15 protein-coding genes are annotated in these 19,144 nt (G+C 54.6%); 9 read left to right on the forward strand and 6 right to left on the reverse strand.

What is annotated here, in order from left to right; all coding sequences use genetic code 11:
• Positions 1 to 431: 431 nt before the first annotated feature.
• The 8 genes from Poly59_RS21230 (at position 432) to Poly59_RS21265 (ending at position 11,805) form a co-directional block, all read left to right on the forward strand.
• Entirely contained in the window at positions 432 to 866 is a 435-nt protein-coding gene (locus tag Poly59_RS21230) for a ribosomal maturation YjgA family protein (RefSeq protein ID WP_146536137.1), read from the forward strand.
• Positions 867 to 1,013: 147 nt separating this feature from the next.
• Positions 1,014 to 1,775, forward strand: coding sequence for a 3-keto-disaccharide hydrolase (locus tag Poly59_RS21235; protein WP_146536138.1), 762 nt, complete (start codon positions 1,014 to 1,016; stop codon positions 1,773 to 1,775).
• Positions 1,776 to 1,838: 63 nt separating this feature from the next.
• Positions 1,839 to 4,046, forward strand: coding sequence for a sulfatase-like hydrolase/transferase (locus tag Poly59_RS21240; protein ID WP_146536139.1), 2,208 nt, complete (start codon positions 1,839 to 1,841; stop codon positions 4,044 to 4,046).
• A gap of 63 nt (positions 4,047 to 4,109) precedes the next feature.
• On the forward strand, positions 4,110 to 5,141 hold the full coding sequence (locus Poly59_RS21245) for a Gfo/Idh/MocA family protein (protein WP_146536140.1): 1,032 nt from the start codon (positions 4,110 to 4,112) through the stop codon (positions 5,139 to 5,141).
• A 53-nt stretch (positions 5,142 to 5,194) separates the two neighbouring features.
• On the forward strand, positions 5,195 to 6,679 hold the full coding sequence (locus tag Poly59_RS21250; RefSeq protein ID WP_146536141.1) for a sulfatase family protein: 1,485 nt from the start codon (positions 5,195 to 5,197) through the stop codon (positions 6,677 to 6,679).
• A 146-nt stretch (positions 6,680 to 6,825) separates the two neighbouring features.
• Positions 6,826 to 8,268 carry a sulfatase gene (locus Poly59_RS21255; RefSeq protein ID WP_146536142.1) on the forward strand — a complete coding sequence of 481 codons (1,443 nt, stop codon included), beginning with the start codon at positions 6,826 to 6,828 and terminating at the stop codon, positions 8,266 to 8,268.
• A 128-nt stretch (positions 8,269 to 8,396) separates the two neighbouring features.
• Entirely contained in the window at positions 8,397 to 9,188 is a 792-nt protein-coding gene (locus tag Poly59_RS21260) for a hypothetical protein (protein WP_146536143.1), read from the forward strand.
• Positions 9,189 to 9,405: 217 nt separating this feature from the next.
• Positions 9,406 to 11,805 carry a peroxidase family protein gene (locus Poly59_RS21265; protein ID WP_146536144.1) on the forward strand — a complete coding sequence of 800 codons (2,400 nt, stop codon included), beginning with the start codon at positions 9,406 to 9,408 and terminating at the stop codon, positions 11,803 to 11,805.
• Between the two features lie 408 nt (positions 11,806 to 12,213).
• On the opposite strand, the gene Poly59_RS21270 is transcribed toward Poly59_RS21265, so the two are convergent.
• Positions 12,214 to 13,671, reverse strand: coding sequence for a hypothetical protein (locus Poly59_RS21270; RefSeq protein ID WP_146536145.1), 1,458 nt, complete (start codon positions 13,669 to 13,671; stop codon positions 12,214 to 12,216).
• Between the two features lie 141 nt (positions 13,672 to 13,812).
• On the opposite strand from Poly59_RS21270, the gene Poly59_RS21275 reads away from it, so the two are divergent.
• Positions 13,813 to 14,766, forward strand: coding sequence for a DUF1559 family PulG-like putative transporter (locus Poly59_RS21275; RefSeq protein WP_146536146.1), 954 nt, complete (start codon positions 13,813 to 13,815; stop codon positions 14,764 to 14,766).
• Positions 14,767 to 14,798: 32 nt separating this feature from the next.
• Here the strand turns inward: Poly59_RS21275 and Poly59_RS21280 are convergent, their stop codons facing one another.
• From Poly59_RS21280 to Poly59_RS21300, 5 genes are all read right to left on the reverse strand, one after another.
• Complete coding sequence (locus Poly59_RS21280) at positions 14,799 to 15,242, reverse strand: hypothetical protein (protein WP_246151832.1); 444 nt, start codon at positions 15,240 to 15,242, stop codon at positions 14,799 to 14,801.
• Positions 15,243 to 15,338: 96 nt separating this feature from the next.
• Positions 15,339 to 15,794, reverse strand: a complete 456-nt coding sequence (locus Poly59_RS21285) for a response regulator (protein ID WP_146536147.1) — start codon at positions 15,792 to 15,794, stop codon at positions 15,339 to 15,341.
• Positions 15,795 to 15,798: 4 nt separating this feature from the next.
• The gene (locus tag Poly59_RS21290; RefSeq protein WP_146536148.1) at positions 15,799 to 16,956 is read right to left on the reverse strand and encodes a response regulator; all 1,158 of its coding nucleotides are present in this window, start codon (positions 16,954 to 16,956) and stop codon (positions 15,799 to 15,801) included.
• Positions 16,953 to 18,206, reverse strand: coding sequence for a response regulator (locus Poly59_RS21295; RefSeq protein ID WP_146536149.1), 1,254 nt, complete (start codon positions 18,204 to 18,206; stop codon positions 16,953 to 16,955). Before Poly59_RS21295 ends, Poly59_RS21290 begins: the two co-directional genes overlap by 4 nt.
• Positions 18,203 to 19,141, reverse strand: a complete 939-nt coding sequence (locus Poly59_RS21300; protein WP_186776434.1) for a sensor histidine kinase — start codon at positions 19,139 to 19,141, stop codon at positions 18,203 to 18,205. The genes Poly59_RS21295 and Poly59_RS21300 overlap by 4 nt, the downstream gene beginning before the upstream one ends.
• Between the last annotated feature and the right edge of the window lie 3 nt (positions 19,142 to 19,144).

Below are 19,144 nucleotides of genomic sequence, written 5' to 3' on the forward strand. Positions count from 1 at the left end.
GCCGTAGGGGAACCTGCGGCTGGATCACCTCCTTTCTAAGGATTCTTAGAATATGGTGACACCGGGTGACCGGTATCACTGAATCTGTGAAAATGACTCTCCAAACAACTCAACAGAAAACAGGTTCTTCGGAACCACTTCATCACCAATGAATCTCGAATGACCCGCTCTGGAGCGTCGCCTGCCAGAGCGGGTTTTTTCGTGCGCGCATCGAATGCCCGACGAAACGCAGAACAGACTGCTAGCCTACTCCACGGATCCGCAAAATACCGAAACTCGCCAAGAGTCTCCGCGTGCGCGTGATGAGCTGAATTTTCTGACAATTTTTCGGCGGTCGGAGCGCGGTCCAGGCGGACGGCGCGGCAGCCAGATCCGATGGGTTTGTGGGCTAGGATGTTTGCTTTGGCCACAGTTATTTCGACGACTTGGAAATGCCTGCCTTGAAACATTCGTTGCGACGGACGGTGCACTTTGGCCTGATGTTGGCGGTCATTGTCTTGGGATTGGCGTCCCGCCAATATTCGCTGTCGTTGCCAAACTTCGTTGCGTCGTACGCGGGTGACCTTTTGTGGGCGTTGATGGTTTACCTGGGGCTGGGTGTTTTGATTCCAGCGACGAAGATACGCCGCCGAGTGATCATTGCGTTGCTGTTTTCCTACGCGATTGAATTCTCGCAGCTCTATCACGCACCTTGGATCAACGAAATCCGACAAACCCGACTCGGCGGACTCGTGCTGGGATTTAGTTACTTGACGAGCGACTTGGTCTGCTACACGCTGGGCATCGCAATTGGTGCAGCGGGTGAAATTGGTTTGAACCGATGGACCTGTGGTTCGCCCGAGCATGACAGCGAGAGCTCGACTTAGATTCACCCGGCCAAGTATTCGGCACGTTGGCGTTCAACCGCCCGAACGTTCTTGAGCATCCTGAAGTTTGTGGAATTGGCGGCATCGAACAGCTATGATGCAGCCCCGCCCTAACCCATTTCCCTCCTTTTGGATGAGTGTCGTCGCATGCGTCGTTTGCTTCTTGTTCCCGCCTTGTTGCTGTTTTCGTTTTCCTTTGCCGGTGTTGTTGACGGCGAGGAGTATTTGAATGGCATCACCTGGACGCCAACGCCCATCGTTGCACCAGGTGCGACCGATGATGCACCGCCGGCTGATGCAGTTGTCTTGTTCGACGGCACGGATTTTTCGCACTGGAATGGCGCCGAGAGCTGGACGATCGAAGACGGCGCGGCTGTGGTCGGCAAACGTCAAATCACCAGCAAGGAAGAGTTTGGCGATTGCCAAGTTCACGTCGAATGGTCAGCCCCGCTTCCCGCAAAGGGAAAAGGGCAAGGCCGCGGCAACAGCGGAATTTTCTTGATGGGACGATACGAGCTGCAGGTGCTCGATTCCTACGACAACGAAACCTATTTCGATGGCCAAGCGGGCGCGATTTACAAACAAACACCTCCGGCCGTGAACGCGATGCGGCCACCGGGCGAGTGGAACACGTACGACATCGCCTGGACGGCGCCGCGCTTCAACGAAGACGGAACGCTGAAGTCGCCCGCTGCGATCACAGTGCTGCACAATGGCGTGTTGATCCAAAACAATTTTCAGTTGAAGGGTGACACACCGTTCAATCGGGCACCTGAATACAAGGCACACGGCGAGAAGGGACCGATCTCGATCCAGGACCACAACAACCCGGTCCGTTTCCGCAACATTTGGGTCCGTGAATTCAAAGCGGCACAGGGCGAGGCTACTGAAGCGCCGCATCTGCGATAAACGGTCGTTTGGACCGTTTCGAAATTGATTTTGTCGCGTTGCACTTGCCGCCCCTTGGATGCCATGAAAACCGCTCTCCTTTCGTTTTTGTTTCTCGTCCTAGCCGGCGCGCGAGCGTTCGGCACGGATCAACCAAACATCGTTTTCTTGTTTGCCGATGACCAAACAACCAGTACGGTTGGTTGCTACGGCAACGACATAATCCAAACGCCGAATATCGACGCGTTGGCTGCACGTGGCACTCGGTTCGAGAACGCATTCGTTTCTCAATCGATCTGCTGGGTCAGCCGAACAACGATCCTGACGGGTTTAACAGGACGCAGTTACGGAACGGCGTCAAATCCAGAAATGGCTCGCGCCGATGCTGTCGAGACTCTGTACACCGACATCCTGCGCGACCACGGTTATCGGACAGGATTCTTCGGCAAGTGGCACGCCAAGATGCCCAAGGGATTCCGGACCGAAGATCACTTCGACGAAATGAAGGTAATCGGCCGAAATCCTTACTACAAACGACAAGCCGATGGGACTCTTCGGCACGAAACCGATGTGATTGTCGATCGCGGGATCGATTTCGTTCGGTCACAGCCCAAGGACAAGCCGTTCGCGTTGAACCTGTGGTTCAACGCCTGTCACGCTGAAGATAGCGACCGACGGCCCGGCATCGGCCATTTCCCTTGGCCGCGAGAACTCGATGGGATGTACGAGGATGTCACGATCGCGCCCCCTCGGCTTAGCGATCCGGCCGTTTTTGATGCGTTACCCGATTTTTTGAAAACGACGATCAATCGCGAGCGTTACTTTTGGCGTTGGAACACGGACGAGAAGTATCAAACCAACATGCGAGCTTATTACCGAATGGTGACCGGCATCGACCGCGCGATTGGTCGCTTCCTGGGCGCACTGGACGAGGCCGGGTTGGCAGAAAACACGATCGTCGTCTACACGGCCGACAACGGTTACTACCTTGCTAACCGGGGCCTTGCTGGCAAGTGGTCGCACTTCGAAGAATCGCTGCGAGTTCCGATGATCATCGCTGACCCGCGCGTTCCGGCCGATCAACAAGGGAAAACGTCCGACGCGATTGTGCAAAACTTGGACTTACCTTCGACGTTTCTGGATTGGTCCGGTGCCGAAATCCCCGAGCGATATCAGGGGCGAAGTTTGACGCCGATCGTCAATGACAAGAAGCCTGCGGATTGGCGTACTGAATCTTTCCACGAACACTTTGCCGTTCGCAATCGAATTCCGGCGTTTGAGGGACTGCGAAACGAGAAGTTCAAGTATGTGCGTTACTTTGACAACGACAATCACGAGTTTTTGCACGATCTGCAGCGCGATCCGGACGAGTTGGTGAACCTGGCTAGCGATCCGGCGCATGCTAAAATGGTCGCGGCGATGAGATCTCGCACGACAAAGTTGGTCGACGAATTGGGCGGGCCGCTGGATCCGTTAGCCGGACAGTTTAGCGACTCAACCGTTCCCCATCCCGCTGCATCGGCAAGTGTCGGTGCTCGTGCTGACAAGGATGGCTTTATGTCGGTCTTTGACGGCAAGTCGCTGCGTGGTTGGTCGGCGATGTCCGACGATGCGGATGCCAAGTACTGGACCGTCGAAGATGGCGCGATGACAGGCCGAACGGACGGATCGCTAAAGATGAACCACTTCATTACCTGGGAAAACTCGACGATTCAAAACTTTGATCTGCGAGTGAAGGTGAAAGTGTCCGCGGGTGGGAACAGCGGACTGCAGTATCGCGGAACGTCGCGCCCAGACTTCGGTCTTGATGTCGTGACGGGATACCAGTGCGATGTGGTGGCAGACAATCCAAACTACAACGGCATGCTGTACGAAGAAAAGGGACGCCGCATTCTGTCGCACACAGGCGAGAAGGTCATCATCGACACCGACGGATCACCCTGGGTCGTTGACCAATTCCCGGTCAAAGAATTCGAAGCCGACCAGTGGCACGACTACCGCGTGCTGGTCCAAGGAAATCATCACCAGCATTGGATCGACGGTCATCCGACAGCAGATCTGATTGACCTGGACGAGAACGGCCGGTCGCTCGAAGGAGTGCTGGCGGTTCAAGTCCACGTCGGACCACCGATGAAGATTCAGTACAAGGACTTCAAGATCAAGCATCTGCCCGACGATCTGCCACTGATTGGTGCCGACAAAGCAAAAATCCCTCCAACCGCCCACGGCGTTCGTCCTCAAGCCAAGCTGCCCAAAGATTGGCAACCGCCGATTTACGGCGACCGGAACTAGCGCGTTGGCAACGTCTCGACTGCTTAGTCGTGGTGCACGAATTCTATTTAACAGGAAACCGCTATGCGTCGAATTATCAAACTTCTTGGTTTCGGTTTTCTGTTGGCAAGCGTTCTTCGGGTCGCGCACGCTGATGATGCAGCGGCAACGACGATTCGAATCGGGTTGATCGGGCTCGATACATCTCATTCGCCGGCGCTGGTGAAGACGTTCAACGACCCGAATCCGAAAGACGACTCGTTTGCTGGCCAGCGGATTGTGGCGGCGTATCCGTTTGGCAGCCGAACGATCGAATCGAGTGCTAGCCGAATCCCGAAGTACACCGAAGAAGTCAAACAGCAGGGCGTCGAGATCGTTGACTCGATCGAACAACTTCTCGCCAAAGTGGACTGCGTGCTGCTAGAGACCAACGATGGGACACTGCATCTCGAACAAGCGTTGCAGATTTTCCGAGCGTCCAAGCCGGTCTTCATTGACAAGCCGACGGGGTCGAACCTGGCGGAAGTGCTCGCGATTTTTCGAGCCGCAAAACACTACGACGTGCCAATGTTTTCTTCTTCATCACTGCGGTTCAGCAGCGGGGCTCAGGCCATTCGAAACGGGAAAGTCGGCCGCGTCTTAGGTTGCAATAGCTACAGCCCCTGCGCGATCGAGCCATCGCACGTTGATCTGTTTTGGTACGGCATCCACGGCGTCGAGACGTTGTACACGTGCATGGGATCCGGTTGCGAGTCGGTGGCTCACACGTCGACGGGCGACTTTGAATTTTCCAGCGGCGTGTGGAACGATGGACGCATCGGAACTTTCCGCGGCATTCGATCTGGAAAGTCAGGCTACGGTGGAACCGTTTTTGGCGAAACCGCCATCGAAGGCATCGGTTCCTACGATGGCTATCGACCGCTTTTCGTGGAAATCGCAAAGTTCTTCCGCACGCATCAATCGCCAATCGACGACGCCGAAACGATCGAGATCTACGCCTTCATGCAAGCAGCCTCTGAAAGCAAGAATGCCGGCGGCATTCCCATCAGGATCGATCACGTTATGAACCAGGCCGAGCAAGCGGCGACAAAATTACTGGCGAACGAGTTGCAGTAGTTTGCGGTGTTGCCGTGATCCCGTTGCTAGCTCTCATCAATCGAAAATTTCTAATGCACCCCATTCGATTCAAACTCTCCGTCACGTTGGTGTTGGCATCATTTTCATTGCTGCGTGTTTTGCCAACGGTAGCCGACGATGGTCGTCCAAACATCATTTTGATCTTCACGGACGATCAAGGCTACCAGGACCTGGGTTGCTTTGGTTCGACGACGATCAAGACGCCGAACTTGGACGCAATGGCAAATGAGGGCGTGCGACTGACCAATTTTTATGCACAGCCGGTCTGCGGTGTTTCGCGTGCGGCGCTGATGACGGGGTCGTATCCGATCCGCGTCGGCGAACCGGGCAATGTCAAACGACTGCATACGGTGCCGCATCCGCAAGAAACGACGATCGCCGAAATGTTGAAAACGGCGGGCTACGCTACTGGCATTATCGGCAAGTGGCACTTGGGTTTGAGCGGCCCGGCGGGCGACGACGCATCGACAATGCCGAACGCACAGGGGTTTGACTATTTCTACGGCACGCCGAGATACAACGGAGCCACGGTTTACGTAGACGACTCGAAACTTCGCAGTCCTATCCTGCGGAATCAGGAAGTAGTGGTCGAAGCCGTTGCGGACTGGGACCACATCACGGCAGACTACACCCGCGAAGCGATCAAGTGGATCGAAGCCAAACGCGATCAGCCTTTCTTCCTGTACCTGGCTCACAACATGCCCCACATTCCCCTGGGTGCATCGGAGAATTTTAAAGGCAAGTCGGCCGGTGGTTTCTATGGCGACACGATCGAAGAACTTGATTGGTCATGTGGTCAGATCTTTGAAACGCTAAAACGGCTAAATATCGACGAGAAAACGTTGGTGGTTTTCACGTCTGACAACGGGCCGTGGGTTGAAACAACGCGAGCGATGCAGCCCGACGCGGCCGCGTTCATCCCTCGCGACCATAGCGGCAACGCGGATCCGCTGCGTGGTTGGAAAATGTCGGCTTGGGACGGTGGTTGCCGTGTGCCCTTCATCGCCCGCTGGCCGGGCATGATTCCGGCCGGCTGGACATCGGCCGAGCTACTCAGCACGATGGACTTGATGCCGACGTTTGCGAAACTTGCGAAAGCCAAACGACCAACTGTAACGATCGATGGCAAGGATGGTAGTGATTTCTTGCTAAGGAAAACACCAACGAGTCCACGAAACGAATACTTTTATTACTCCGGTTGCCTGCTAACCGGTGTCCGCAGCGGACAGTGGAAGTTGGTGCTTCCGCGAGCGAAATCGCCTCAAGGTTTGGGATGGTGGGGTCGGATGATCGAAGCGGTTCCGGAATCGATGCTTTTCGATCTGGAAGCCGATCCAGGTGAGACAACGAATGTCGCTAGCCAGCATCCGCAGACGGTAACGGAACTCATGAAGCGGATCGAATGGGCGAGAACCGAACTCGGTGATCTCGACCGCACCGGCAGCGGTGCGAGGATGTTCGAGAAGGGCCCTCGAAAACTGCAGGTTTCACCCAGGCGAAAAGTGTCGGCAAAATGAGTACGCAATCAACGAGGCTACTCTGAAAAGGACAAACCGTCGTCAACATGCTAGCGATCAATACCGCTCTACCTCATCACGTCTCCCCGTCTCGAACCCGACGACTCTCCATGAACTCAATTTGCTCAGCTTTCACATTCACACTCATGCTTGTTGGACTGGCTGTCCATCCGCCGATTTCGGCCTTGGGTGCCGACCAAGAAACGCAACCTAATTTCGTTGTCTTCCTGGTCGATGATCTCGGGTACATGGACGTGGGTGCGAACAATCCCGATTGCTTCTACGAGACTCCGAACATCAACCGCTTGTCGGAATCGGGCATGCGTTTCACCGACGGATACGCCGCCAATCCAGTCTGCTCGCCGACACGATTCAGTTTGATGACTGGCCGATATCCGACGCGTGTTCGCGCCACAAACTTTTTCTCTGGCAAGCGTAGTGGCCGGTTCAATCCTGCGCCGCTGAACGACAACATGCCGTTGGACGAAATAACGATCGCCCAGGCACTGAAAGCAAACGGCTACGGAACTTTCTTCGCCGGAAAATGGCACCTCGGTGAATCGAAAGAGTACTTTCCTCAGAACCGTGGCTTCGACATCAATATCGGCGGTCACACTAAGGGCGGCCCTTACACGGGCAAGAAGTACTTTGCACCGTTCGAAAATCCTGAGATGGAAGTCGAAAGTCCCGCTGGCGATCACCTGCCCGACCGCTTGGCTCGTGATACCGCTGCGTTCATCGATGCGAACAAAGACAAACCGTTTCTCGCCTATTTGTCGTTCTATTCGGTTCACACTCCGTTGATGGGACGTCCCGATTTGGTCGCAAAGTACAAAGCCAAAGCTGATAAAATCAATGGTGTGGAGTTTGCGGAAGAAGAACAAGTGACTGGCGTCACGCCACGAAAGGTACGTGTGCTGCAAAAACATGCCGTCTATGCAGCCATGGTCGAAGCGATGGATCAAGCGGTCGGCAAAGTGCTGAAACAACTTGATGATTCAGGCGTCGCCGACAACACAGTTGTAATCTTCACGTCCGACAATGGCGGACTTTCAACATCCGAAGGATCACCGACCAGCAACTTGCCACTGCGCGGTGGAAAGGGCTGGGTCTACGAGGGCGGGATTCGTGAGCCTTGGATCATTCGATATCCCGGCGTCACGACGCCAGGTTCCGTGTCGGCGGAACCGATTTGTTCCATCGATTTGTTTCCTACGATCGCTTCAGCCGCCAACATCAAAGTTGATCACGAAATCGACGGGATCGACGTTCGGCCTGCGCTTGACGGCAAATCGCTTGATCGTGAAGCTTTGTTTTGGCACTACCCGCACTACAGCAATCAAGGCGGCATACCGGGCGGTGCGATCCGCATGGGCAACTTTAAATTGTTCGAACGCTACGAGGATGGCCGTGTTCATCTCTACGATCTTGCATCCGACATCGGCGAATCACATGACTTGGCAACCGACATGCCCGATCGCGTAACGATGATGCGAAACCGTTTGCATCAGTGGTACGAATCCGTCGATGCAAAGTTCCTGCAACCGAAGGGGAACGCGATCCCATGGAGTCCCGCTTCCGCCGAATAGCGTTGTTCGTTAGCGACCCTTATTTTCGTTGCGAAACCCTGAACGGAAATCGGAGTTGAATCGTTACTCCGATCGGCCACTTATCAACGGCCAAGATTCTCTTCTCTTTCGCTTGATGGAATATCGCAATGAAAACGTCAATTCAGCGTTTCGCATTTTCAGCACTTTTGTTGTGCCCCGCCGTTAGCGTCAGCGCGCAAGAACGCGGCGGACGTGGCCCAGGCCATGGTCCCGAACGCGGCCACCGACCGAGCGATGGTGAAGTCGATGAACATAGAGAGCACGATCGTATCGACCATGCACGTGATGACCACGAGCGGGGCAGAGGTGAACACAGTGCTCGTGAACCAGGCCCAGGTGGACGCCGCTTGGGCGGCGGACCTGGTGCCCCCGGAACCAATGGTGGCCCTGGCCCGGGGATGATGCGAATGATCCCTGTATTGAACGTGCTTGATATTGACAGAAACGGTGAAATTTCGTCTGGCGAAATTGATCTCGCGATCGTCTCGTTGAAGAAGCTCGATCGGAACCACGATGGCAAGCTGACCGGCATCGAACTGCGACCATCCTTCGCCGGCCCACCTAGTCGCGGCCCAAGCGGTCATGAAGAACACGCCGAGTCAGCAGGCCCCGCCAGAAGCGGCGGGCCGCTTGGAGTACGTGGTCCACGTGGACCTCGCGGTCCATTGGACCAAATCGACGGCGTACGCGGTCCCCGCGGCCGACGTGGCGCGGGTCCAGGTGGTCCCGGTGGCCCAAGAAACCATGGCCGCCCGGATTCAGGCGAGCACGGTCGTGATCACAGCGAATCGAAATCCAAGGACACAAAACAAGCCACCGGCGCTGATTCGGAAGCTAAGCCAGTCGTCGTCGAACGAGAGGACGCAAAACCCGAAGAAGCTGAATCAGTTGTCGAATAACATCACAACGTGCGCACGTGCAACGGCCTACGCGATGGCGTAGGCCGCTGTGACCGCCGATCGGCAAAGTAACTGTGCTGCGAAGTTTCTTGGGATAATTCTGCACCCTCGAGTGACATTGCGGTGCCACAGCGCCCCTTTGAGAGTAGGACAGCAATGATCGTCCGACGACGCATTGTTCGCCTTCTTCTCTTCTCAAACCCATGAGGGTAGCGTGATGGCAAAATTCTGGAACCATTGGAATGTACGTCCCAAACCGTCTCAAAGAAACGGGCGTAAACGAAAGTCTCAGCATCGCCGATCGCGAGCAGAGAATCTAGAAACACGCCAACTGCTGGCCGCCAATCTCTTTCACAATGAGCTGATGCCCGAAGACGTCAACGAGGACGGCGTCGTATCGGCACTCGACGCGCTCGCAATCATCAACCAGATGAGTCGCCAATCAGCCGATGGCAATACTGCTTCGACGGATTCTGCGACCGATACCCAACCCAGTCGTGGACGGATGACAGACGTCAATAACGACGGGCGGAACAGTTCGCTAGACGCGTTGATGGTCATCAACCGAATAGCCCGAGATCGCGGTCGACTTAATACACCAAGCGATCGTCCGCCAAACGATCAAACGCCAACGGACGAAACAGACGCCGAGGCTGCCGAAGTCCGCTCGATCGATGGTACTGGAAACAACGTCGAGAACCCGGAACTTGGTTCCACCGATACTGCATTGCTACGCGTAGTCGAAAGCGACTACGCAGACGGCATCTCGAAACCATCCGGCGAAGACCGCCCCAGTGCACGTGAAATCAGCAACACGCTTTCGGCGGCTGATCCTGAAGGCACGACAAGCCAGCGCAATCTGACCTCGTTCGTGTTCGCTTGGGGACAGTTCCTGGATCACGACATTGACCTGTCCCTGTCCCCCGCCGATTCCGACGACGCCGAATCGTTTGACATCGAAGTTCCTCTAGGTGATCCGCTGTTCGATCCGTTCTCGACCGGCGAGGCAACGATCCACTTGACTCGGTCAGCCGTCGCCGATGGAACTGGCACGTCGACGGACAATCCGGCCGAACAAGTCAATTCGATCACCGCGTGGATCGATGGTTCGCAGGTCTACGGCAGCGATCAGGAAACGTCAGATTCGCTTCGTGAATTCGTCGGTGGTCGATTACTCGTAACTGATGACGGTTTGCTGCCAAGCAACGATAACGGAGGTATTCTGGCGGGCGACATTCGGGCCGCTGAGAACATCGTGCTGACGTCGATGCACGCTCTGTTCGTGCGCGAACACAACCGTTTGGCCGAAGAAATCTCGACCGCAAATCCAGATCTCACTGACGAAGAAATCTTCCAAGAAGCACGTGCCCAAGTGATCGCTGAAATTCAGTCGATCACGATCAACGAATACTTGCCGGCTCTGTTGGGCGAGGACGCGTTGTCCGAATACGAGGGATATGATTCGACCGTGGATCCATCGATCGCGAATGAATTCTCGACCGCCGCGTTCCGTTTCGGTCACACGACGCTGAACGACAACTTCCGTTTAGTTGACAATGACGGCAACGACATCGCCGAACCAATCGCACTTGCCGATGCGTTCTTCCAACCCAACATTTTGGATGAAACGGGCATCGACTCGCTACTGAAGTACGCATCGTCGACGCTGTCGCAAGAGATCGACTTGGAAGTTGTTGATGGGTTGCGAAACTTCTTGTTCGGTGCACCCGGTTCAGGCGGATTGGACTTGGTTTCGCTGAATATTCAACGAGGCCGCGATCACGGGCTGGCCGACTACAACTCGACCCGTCAAGCATACGGGTTGGATCCCGTTGAATCCTTCGCCGAGATCACCAGCGATACAGAAGTGCAAGCGAAACTTGAATCGCTCTACAGCGACGTCAACAACATCGACTTGTGGGTCGGGTTGTTAGCTGAAGATCATACCGAGAACGGATCGCTTGGCGAAACAGCCACGGCAATCATCACGGACCAGTTCGAACGACTGCGTGATGGTGACCGGTTGTGGTACGAGAACGTGCTGAGCGAAAGTGAAATCGCAGAAGTCGAAAGCACGTCGCTTGCTGACATCATCGAGCGGAACACCGGACTGGATTCGTTGCAAGAAAACGTCTTCTTCTTCGCACCCACGGTGACAGGAACCGTACTCGCTGAAACCACTGTCATTCAAGACGACACGCTCCTGAGCGCGAATTCGGTCAGCGAAGCGGATCTGGATTTGTTGGCCGCCGATCAGGTGCGAAGTGCGCCTGGTCAGCCCAGCGGGCCACTATCTGCCGATCCGCTTGCCGGTGGCCGAGGAAACAATGGGCAGCGTCCCGGCAATTCTAAACCGAACGGTCAACCCACAGACCAACTGAGTCCGCTTGCGGGCATGACGGTCGAGTTGCTTGATTCGGACGGCAACGTCGTCGATACTGCGGTTACTGACGACGCGGGCGTTTTCATATTCAACGACTTCGATCAATCGGGATCGTACGTCATTCAAATGGCGGCAACGAATGAGGTTACCACCACCGGCAATGACACGTTCGAATTTACGATCAGCAGCGGCAAAGAACGCTTGGCCGGCCTGAACTTCTATGTGACCGTCTAGTTCCCCATTTCAAAATACCTTCGTCGATTCAGTTTCGCCACGCCGCCTTGCCAAAGGCGGCGTGGCTCGTCTACCAACGACGTCAAAATCGGAAACCGAGATGACGAAGCTAACGACACCCAAAGTCATCTGGTGCAAAAGGAGTTCTCGTTTCCGTGCTAGGACTCCTCGCGGCAGGCTGGTTGATCGCCCGCACCGCCGAGTGAGAAACGACGCTGTTGCTGACGATCACTTTTTTGGGCGTTCTGTCGCGCGTACTATTTTGCCTTCTATGTGATCCAGCGTTATGTCGATCCCTGAATTCGATTCGCCCGACTGATCGACTTTGCACAGTACGCGGTGCGGGGAAACCAGCCGATCGCCAGCAACAGAATTCACGCGAGCCAAAGTAGTACTGAGATCCATAAACTATGGCTTCTCGACGTCGATCACCGTTGTTCGATTACCGTAGCGAACCAGTTGAGCGGCATTGACCGACGTCCCACTCGGCAAGTCTCGTGTCTCGAACGGATACAGATCCCTTGCTTCGTCAGGAATTCCGAACGAGGTCAACAGCGAGACGGCGTCTGCTTTATCGAAGTCTGGCAAAGTAGCTTGCGTACGATCAAGTGACTTTTCTGCCGTAACCCAAGCCGCTTTCATCGTTTTGATTCCACCGGTCCATTCGACTGAGGTCAAGTATCCGAGACTCAGTTTATCGCCGACGCGTCTCACGAACAGATCGCGGACCGGATGTCCGTCAAGCATCGGCAACACTTTTACAAAACCGCGCAGTTCGACGTGTCGATCAGTAACTGCGACGTTACCGATCAAATGATGCGGTTCAGCATCGTCAACGGCAACCGCCAAACTGCCCGAGGGCGCGAACGCGTTCTTGAAACTGGCCGCATGGCTGAGCACGAAGTCGCCCGTCCATGACGGCCCGACAGTGTTGAAGATGACGCAGCGACCGTCGTCTTGAAACCGAACGCCAAAATTGGGACCGGAACGGTCGGAGTCCTGGTGAATCCAGTCACCCAGCATCGATGTCCGCGCCATCGGCTGAACGGTCCACGCTGAGTATCCGCAACTGATTCCTGCCAACATCAACAACGTTGCGACGATCGAAATGGCGAGTCGCGGTCGATAGAAACGCCGCATCCCGAGGATCGTCTGACAGATGAACGACGGACTCTGAATTTCCAGGGCTGCTTCCTTGCAAATTTTCTCCGCAGACTTAGCAATTGCCTCGCGAGACCTCACCGTTGCTTCGGCTGCCTCTTCCGCCTCTGCTGCCGACCTTTCTGCGTCCGTCACCACAAGCATTGGCCGATTGGCAGCATCACGTACGGCTTCCTTTGCGAGCGAACGTGGAACTTTGGCATTCGCAGTCAAACTGGTCACATGCGTAGTTGCCGAAGTCCGTGAAACAACTTGCCCGCGATTACCAACCAGCACCAATTCGCCGTTCAAACAAGACGCCAAAATCGGAATGCGATCCGCGGCAAGCGATCTGGTTGAATTAGTCTTTTCAATCGCTGGACTTAGCTCATTTGTGCCTGCGACATCAATCTCTACCACTGCGTCAGGCGGCAGCAGTCCGCGGGCGGCGAAACCAATCAACTCGCGTAACTTGAACGCACAGTCGTTGCCGCCCGCCATGCCTCGGACACGATACATCGTGATTTTTACATCTGCTGGATGCGGCAGCGGGACTTTTTTGTCGGAAAACAATCCGACGTTCATCACACTTAGCCAAGGCCCAATGCGTGATCCGCCAATCACCGCATCGGATCGAATGATTCCCGCCAATGCCGCCTCACGCACTTCGACCCCCGTAAAGGGACCGGCAACCGATTGATCCGTTTTGACAAAGAAGTCAGTCATTGAAGACACTTTCGTGCAGCAAATCAGTGGAACCTACTGGACGTTTTCGCCTATAACGGGATGGGCGTCAACCAATTTTTGTCGGCACTCTCAGCGATCGGTTTCCTAAAACTAGTCCGGTTCACCTTCGAGAAAAGCACGATGCAACGAAAACGAATCTCGACCGGCTTGGGACGAACCGCCCTGACGATGATTGAATTGCTGGTCGTGATTTCGATCATTGGCGTGATGATGGCTCTGTTGTTGCCGGCCGTTCAGGCTTCACGAGAATCAGCGAGACAAACCAAGTGCATCAACAACTTGAAACAGATCGGTTTGGCGATTCACAATTTTGAATCCCAGCGAAAAGAACTCCCGCCCAGTCGCAACTATGACCACTTCACTTCGTGGGCGTTCTTGATCCTTCCCCATCTGGAACAAACCGCGCTTCCGGACCAATGGGACGCCCAACTGAAGTACTACTACCAGAGCGATACTGCGCGGCTGACTCAGATCCCCTTTTACTATTGCCCGTCTCGTCGCGATGCGAATGTCATCAGCACGGCAGGCGATGACATCGTGTCACCGTACGAGAGCAGCGACCATGTTCCAGGTACTGTTTCCGACTACGCCTGTTCAGCGGGACACGGCCCGCCCGGGATTTGGAATTGGATTCATTCCAATGGTGCGTTCATCATGGGAGACGGAGTGACTGATCCACCGACCGTTCCGGCTGGCAACTTCCCGCCGCCGCAAGCTCGCCTGGTGACTTGGAAAAGTCGCACGACGTTCGCCAGCATTACCGATGGGACCAGCAACACGATCTTTGTCGGTGAAAAGCACGTGCGTCCATCGGGACAAGGGATCTCGCCCGAGGACGGCGCGATCTACAACGGCGATCATCCCGCCAACTTCTCGCGTTGTGGTGGACCGGGCTATCCACTGGCTCGTTTCCCAACTGATCGGTTTGAAACAAACTTTGGCAGCTATCACGTTGGCGGTGTCAATTTTGTGTTCGGCGACGGCAGTGTGCGCACCCTGAACACTCACATTTCAACCGATGTGCTGGGCAAGTTGACCAACCGAAACGATCACGAAGTTGTGACCGACCCTTAGGACAGGCCGAACGACGAACCCGTTGAGATCCGCTAAGTCCCGTCCTTGGCGTACCGAACCTCAAGCACGACATTATTCGTTTCGGGCTTGACCTCAACCTGCAATCCAGAAGTTCGATAACTGCGGTACTTTGCATCCAGTAGTGATTCGGGGATCAGCCCAGGGCGTTCGGCACCGTTACCGATCTCGTAATCCGACAACACCACCACACGATGATTGCCGACTAACGCACCGTCATCCGCTTGGTAGGTTCCCATGGTAAAGGTTCCGTCAGGCGAAATCCGTGCCGTCGCAGTGATCGGATCTTTTTGCCCGATCAACTCGAATTCGACCGTCCCACTACGCAGCAATTTGCCGTCGGGGAACTGAACAATGCCGTTAACCGGATAGACGTCGCTAGCAGGTCCGCCGCAGCCGAAGCCTCCGATCAACGAAACAAACGCGATCAGACCGATCGATAACATCCTATGCAACATTGATTCGGCAAAACGTTAGCGAGCGAAAGTGTCCGTGAACAACACATCATTCTAACATCACCGCGACTCGCGTGGTCATGTTCGCTGGATCAAGGCTTACAGTCCGACCATCGCGTCGGCCGATACCGTGTTAGCCGACATAAAGTGACTCGTTCCAACCGGCGGCCCCACGCAGACTCGTTTCGAGCGTGCCGATTCTAGCCCCTCGCGAATTGCCATAGCCAGATCCACATCACCGGTCGGTTTCGTCAAAAACCGAAACACTCCGCCGCGATTGATCATTTCCTGGGCCAACTCGACTCGGGCATTGCCCGTCAGCATGATTCGAACCGTTTCAGGAAAATGATCGGCAATCCAAGTGATCAGTTCGGCCCCGGTCATGCGGTCCATCTTGTGGTCCACAACGACCAGATCGAATGCACATCGTTGAAACATCTGCACTGCCATTTCACCTGAATTGGCAATGTAGAGATCGTACGGTTGATCGCGCAAGACTCGTCGGAGCCCTCGTAAAAGGTTCATGTCATCATCGACCAATAGAATGGCAGTCATTGCATTACTCGGCAGTCACGGGTTGAGGATCAGAGTTGTTTGTTTTTGTCGCAGTCGCCGGTTGGACAACGACCGTGCGAACCGAGATCGGCTCACGAACGCCCGTTTGAGAACGACGCAGACGAATCAATTTTTGAATCAAGGAATCGTGAATCTCGGTGCCCGAGGCAATGAGAATTCGTCCCGACAGATCGGTCACATGGCTTTCAAGAACCATTCCATCAGTCAATTGAGCGACAGCAACTTCCTGGTTTTGGAACATCGCTTGAACGACCGCCGACAGATGTTCAACAACGACAGGATCGTACTGAGATCGGTGCTCCATCAAACGCAGCGCCGCCAACGGTGATCTGTCGCCACGAAAACGCTGAAAATCACCGACGGCTTTTAAGATGCGAGCCGCAATCGGAGTTGGATCGCAAGCCGGTTCGTTTTGAGCAGCCACCAAATCGGCAACTCCCTGCAATCGCGGAATCGCAGAAATCAGATCGTGACCTAGCTTCGGCGTTTGCTCGATCAGGGCTTCGTCGTCTGACGAAAGTGGCTGATGATTCAAATATCGATGAATCACGTCCGCAGGCAAAGAGACACATCCGACTCGCATCAGCATCGCTGCCATTTCAATTTGCCACATCGGCCCAATGCCGATCCGCTGAGCCACGGCGCGAACCATGGCTCGTGCTTCGCCAGTCAATCCAAATGCTTCGGGCATCGCCATCGACAATACCTGCGTCAACATGCGAACACTGCCAGCAAGAGTTTTGTTCAACAGCTCGGCTTCCGCGGTCACCAGTCGGTACTGTTCGAGTCCCGCGTCGAGTGTCTTGGCTAATTGGTCTGGCGGACAAGGCTTGCTGAGAAATCGAAAGATATTTCCTTCGTTGACAGCATCAACAGCAGTCTTTTGGTCGGCATTGCCGGTCAACATCACTCGCACGGTTTGTTCGTTACGGTCGCGAATGCTGGACAGCAATTCAACGCCCGACATTTCCGGCATCTGCATGTCCGAAACAACAACAGCAAAGGGGCCGACCTTTTCGATCATTTTCAAGGCAGCCTCGCCACCCACTGCAAAGTGCAAGTCGTACTGATTCCGCAGATTTCGTTTGAAACCTTGCAATACGTTCGGCTCGTCATCAACAAGCAAGATCTTCGTTGTCATGACACAGCCTCGGGTCGCAGCAAATCGATCCAGCCTGCAACTTTGTCCATTCGTCCCAACGAACTTAGATATTCGCGGTCCAGACAGAGACCATCCACCGAACAATTCGCACCGGGGAACTTATCGCAACCTTGCCCACAAATAGCGTTTGCTGCATGGACGGCCGCGACGGGGGAAAACTCAGTGCACTCGATGTTCGTTGCGGACGGTTGATGATGAAACGCGACGGCTTCGACAATCGGATTAGGCAGCCCCCACAGCCCCAGCAGATGAGCGCCAACGGCGGCATGAGTGGTGCCGAAGACAGACAATTCGGCCTGCCAAAGCGGGATGGATTCCTTTTCTGCCATTGCTATCGCCAGCCGATAAGGATCGGTCAAGTGAACGGCCAAGATCATCTTCCCGATGTCGTGCATCATTCCAGCAATGAACGCATCATCAACAACTTCGATGTCGCTTGTTTCTTGTTGTGCGATCTTGCGAGCCGCGATGGCGACCGCCAAACCGTGATTGACCGAATCCTCTAGCGAGAAACCTGCTAAGTTTGGATCCTTGAACTCACCAAAAGCGCTAGCCGATAGTGCTAGCGGACGAATGATATTTAGCCCAAGCATCGAGACCGCGTGTTTTGGACTCTCCACATGATGGGGAAGCCCAAAAAACGAAGAATTGACCAACTGCAAAACCTTCGCGCTCATCGCCAAATCGCTGCCGATCACGTCAGCAACTCGGTCGAGCGAGGTGTCGTCAGACTCTAATTCTTGAACCAACTCGCGATAGACACGCGGCAAGCTTGGCAGACTGTCAATCTTTGACGTGATCTGTTGCAGCTTTTCATCGTGTAACTGATGCTGCAAACCACATGCGCGTTGAACCGTTTTGATTAATAGATCCGGCTCGCAAGGCTTCGACATGAATTGATGCGCTGGCCCGATCGCACGAAATATCTTTTCGTGTTCAGACTGACCGCTCAACACCAACCGGATAGTGTGCGGATACTGTTTCGAAACCCTCGTCAACAATTCAGCTCCATCGATACCCGGCATTCGCATGTCGGAAACAATGACATCGACGGGCTGAGTCGCCAACAAATCAAGTGCCTCTTGCCCGCCGCCGGCAAAATGCATGTCCCAAACGCCGCGCTGTCCCCGCAGCATCCGACGCAGCCCTGACAAAACGTTGACTTCATCGTCGACAAACAGAATGCTGGTTTTTACTTCAGTCGTCGCGATTGAATGCAGCATATTCATGACGTCAACTCCGCTTCGAATGGCGATGCAACGAGTGAACCCGAGATCGGTGCCGTGACTTGCTTCGGTCGCTGCAAGGGAAGACGGATCGTGAACACGGTCCCTTGCCCGACAACACTGGCGACATCGATCGTCCCAGCATGTTTTTCGACGATCACGCTATGAGCGATCGCCAAGCCTTGCCCGGTACCTTTCCCTGCCGCTTTGGTAGTGAAAAATGGACTAAATACTTTGGCTAGGTTTTCCGGTGTAATCCCTCGGCCGGTATCAGCGACTCGAATTTCTGCTTGCTCATCACACCGTTTGGTCGAAATTGTGATGCAACCCTTTGCGTCGGCTGATCCGTTCATCGACTCACCAATCGCATGAGCAGCGTTGACGATCAAATTTAGCAAGACTTGATTCAACTCACCCGGGAAACACTGCACAGGCCCCAAAGTCGAATCAAAGTCTGTCTCGATGGTGGCGACATACTTCCATTCATTGCGGGCGACCATGACCGTGTTGTTGATCGCTTGGCATAGATCCGTTTGTGCCATTTCCGAAACGCCGGGATGGGCAAACTCTTTCATCGCACGAACGATCTTTGCGACTCGATCAACGCCTTCAAGCGTTTGGCTGATCGCCGCCGGAATTTCTTCGATAAGATAGTCAACATCAGCCGAATCAATCGATAACCGCAAGCGGTTCGCCGCCTCGGCCAGATCAACAGTCTGATCAGCAAGCGCGGCAAAATTTTGGCAGTCAGCTAATAGGAGGGCTAGACCTCCAAACGCCTCTTGCACAAAACGTGTGTTGTCACCGACGTATTGAATGGGAGTATTGATTTCATGCGCGATTCCCGCCGCCAGCTCGCCAATCGACTCTAGCTTTTGCGCCTGCGCCAACCGTTGTTCAAGCTTGTCTAAATCTTTTGCGTGAGAAAACTTAGACATAAG

The organism is Rubripirellula reticaptiva (assembly GCF_007860175.1).
Lineage (GTDB): Bacteria > Planctomycetota > Planctomycetia > Pirellulales > Pirellulaceae > Rubripirellula > Rubripirellula reticaptiva.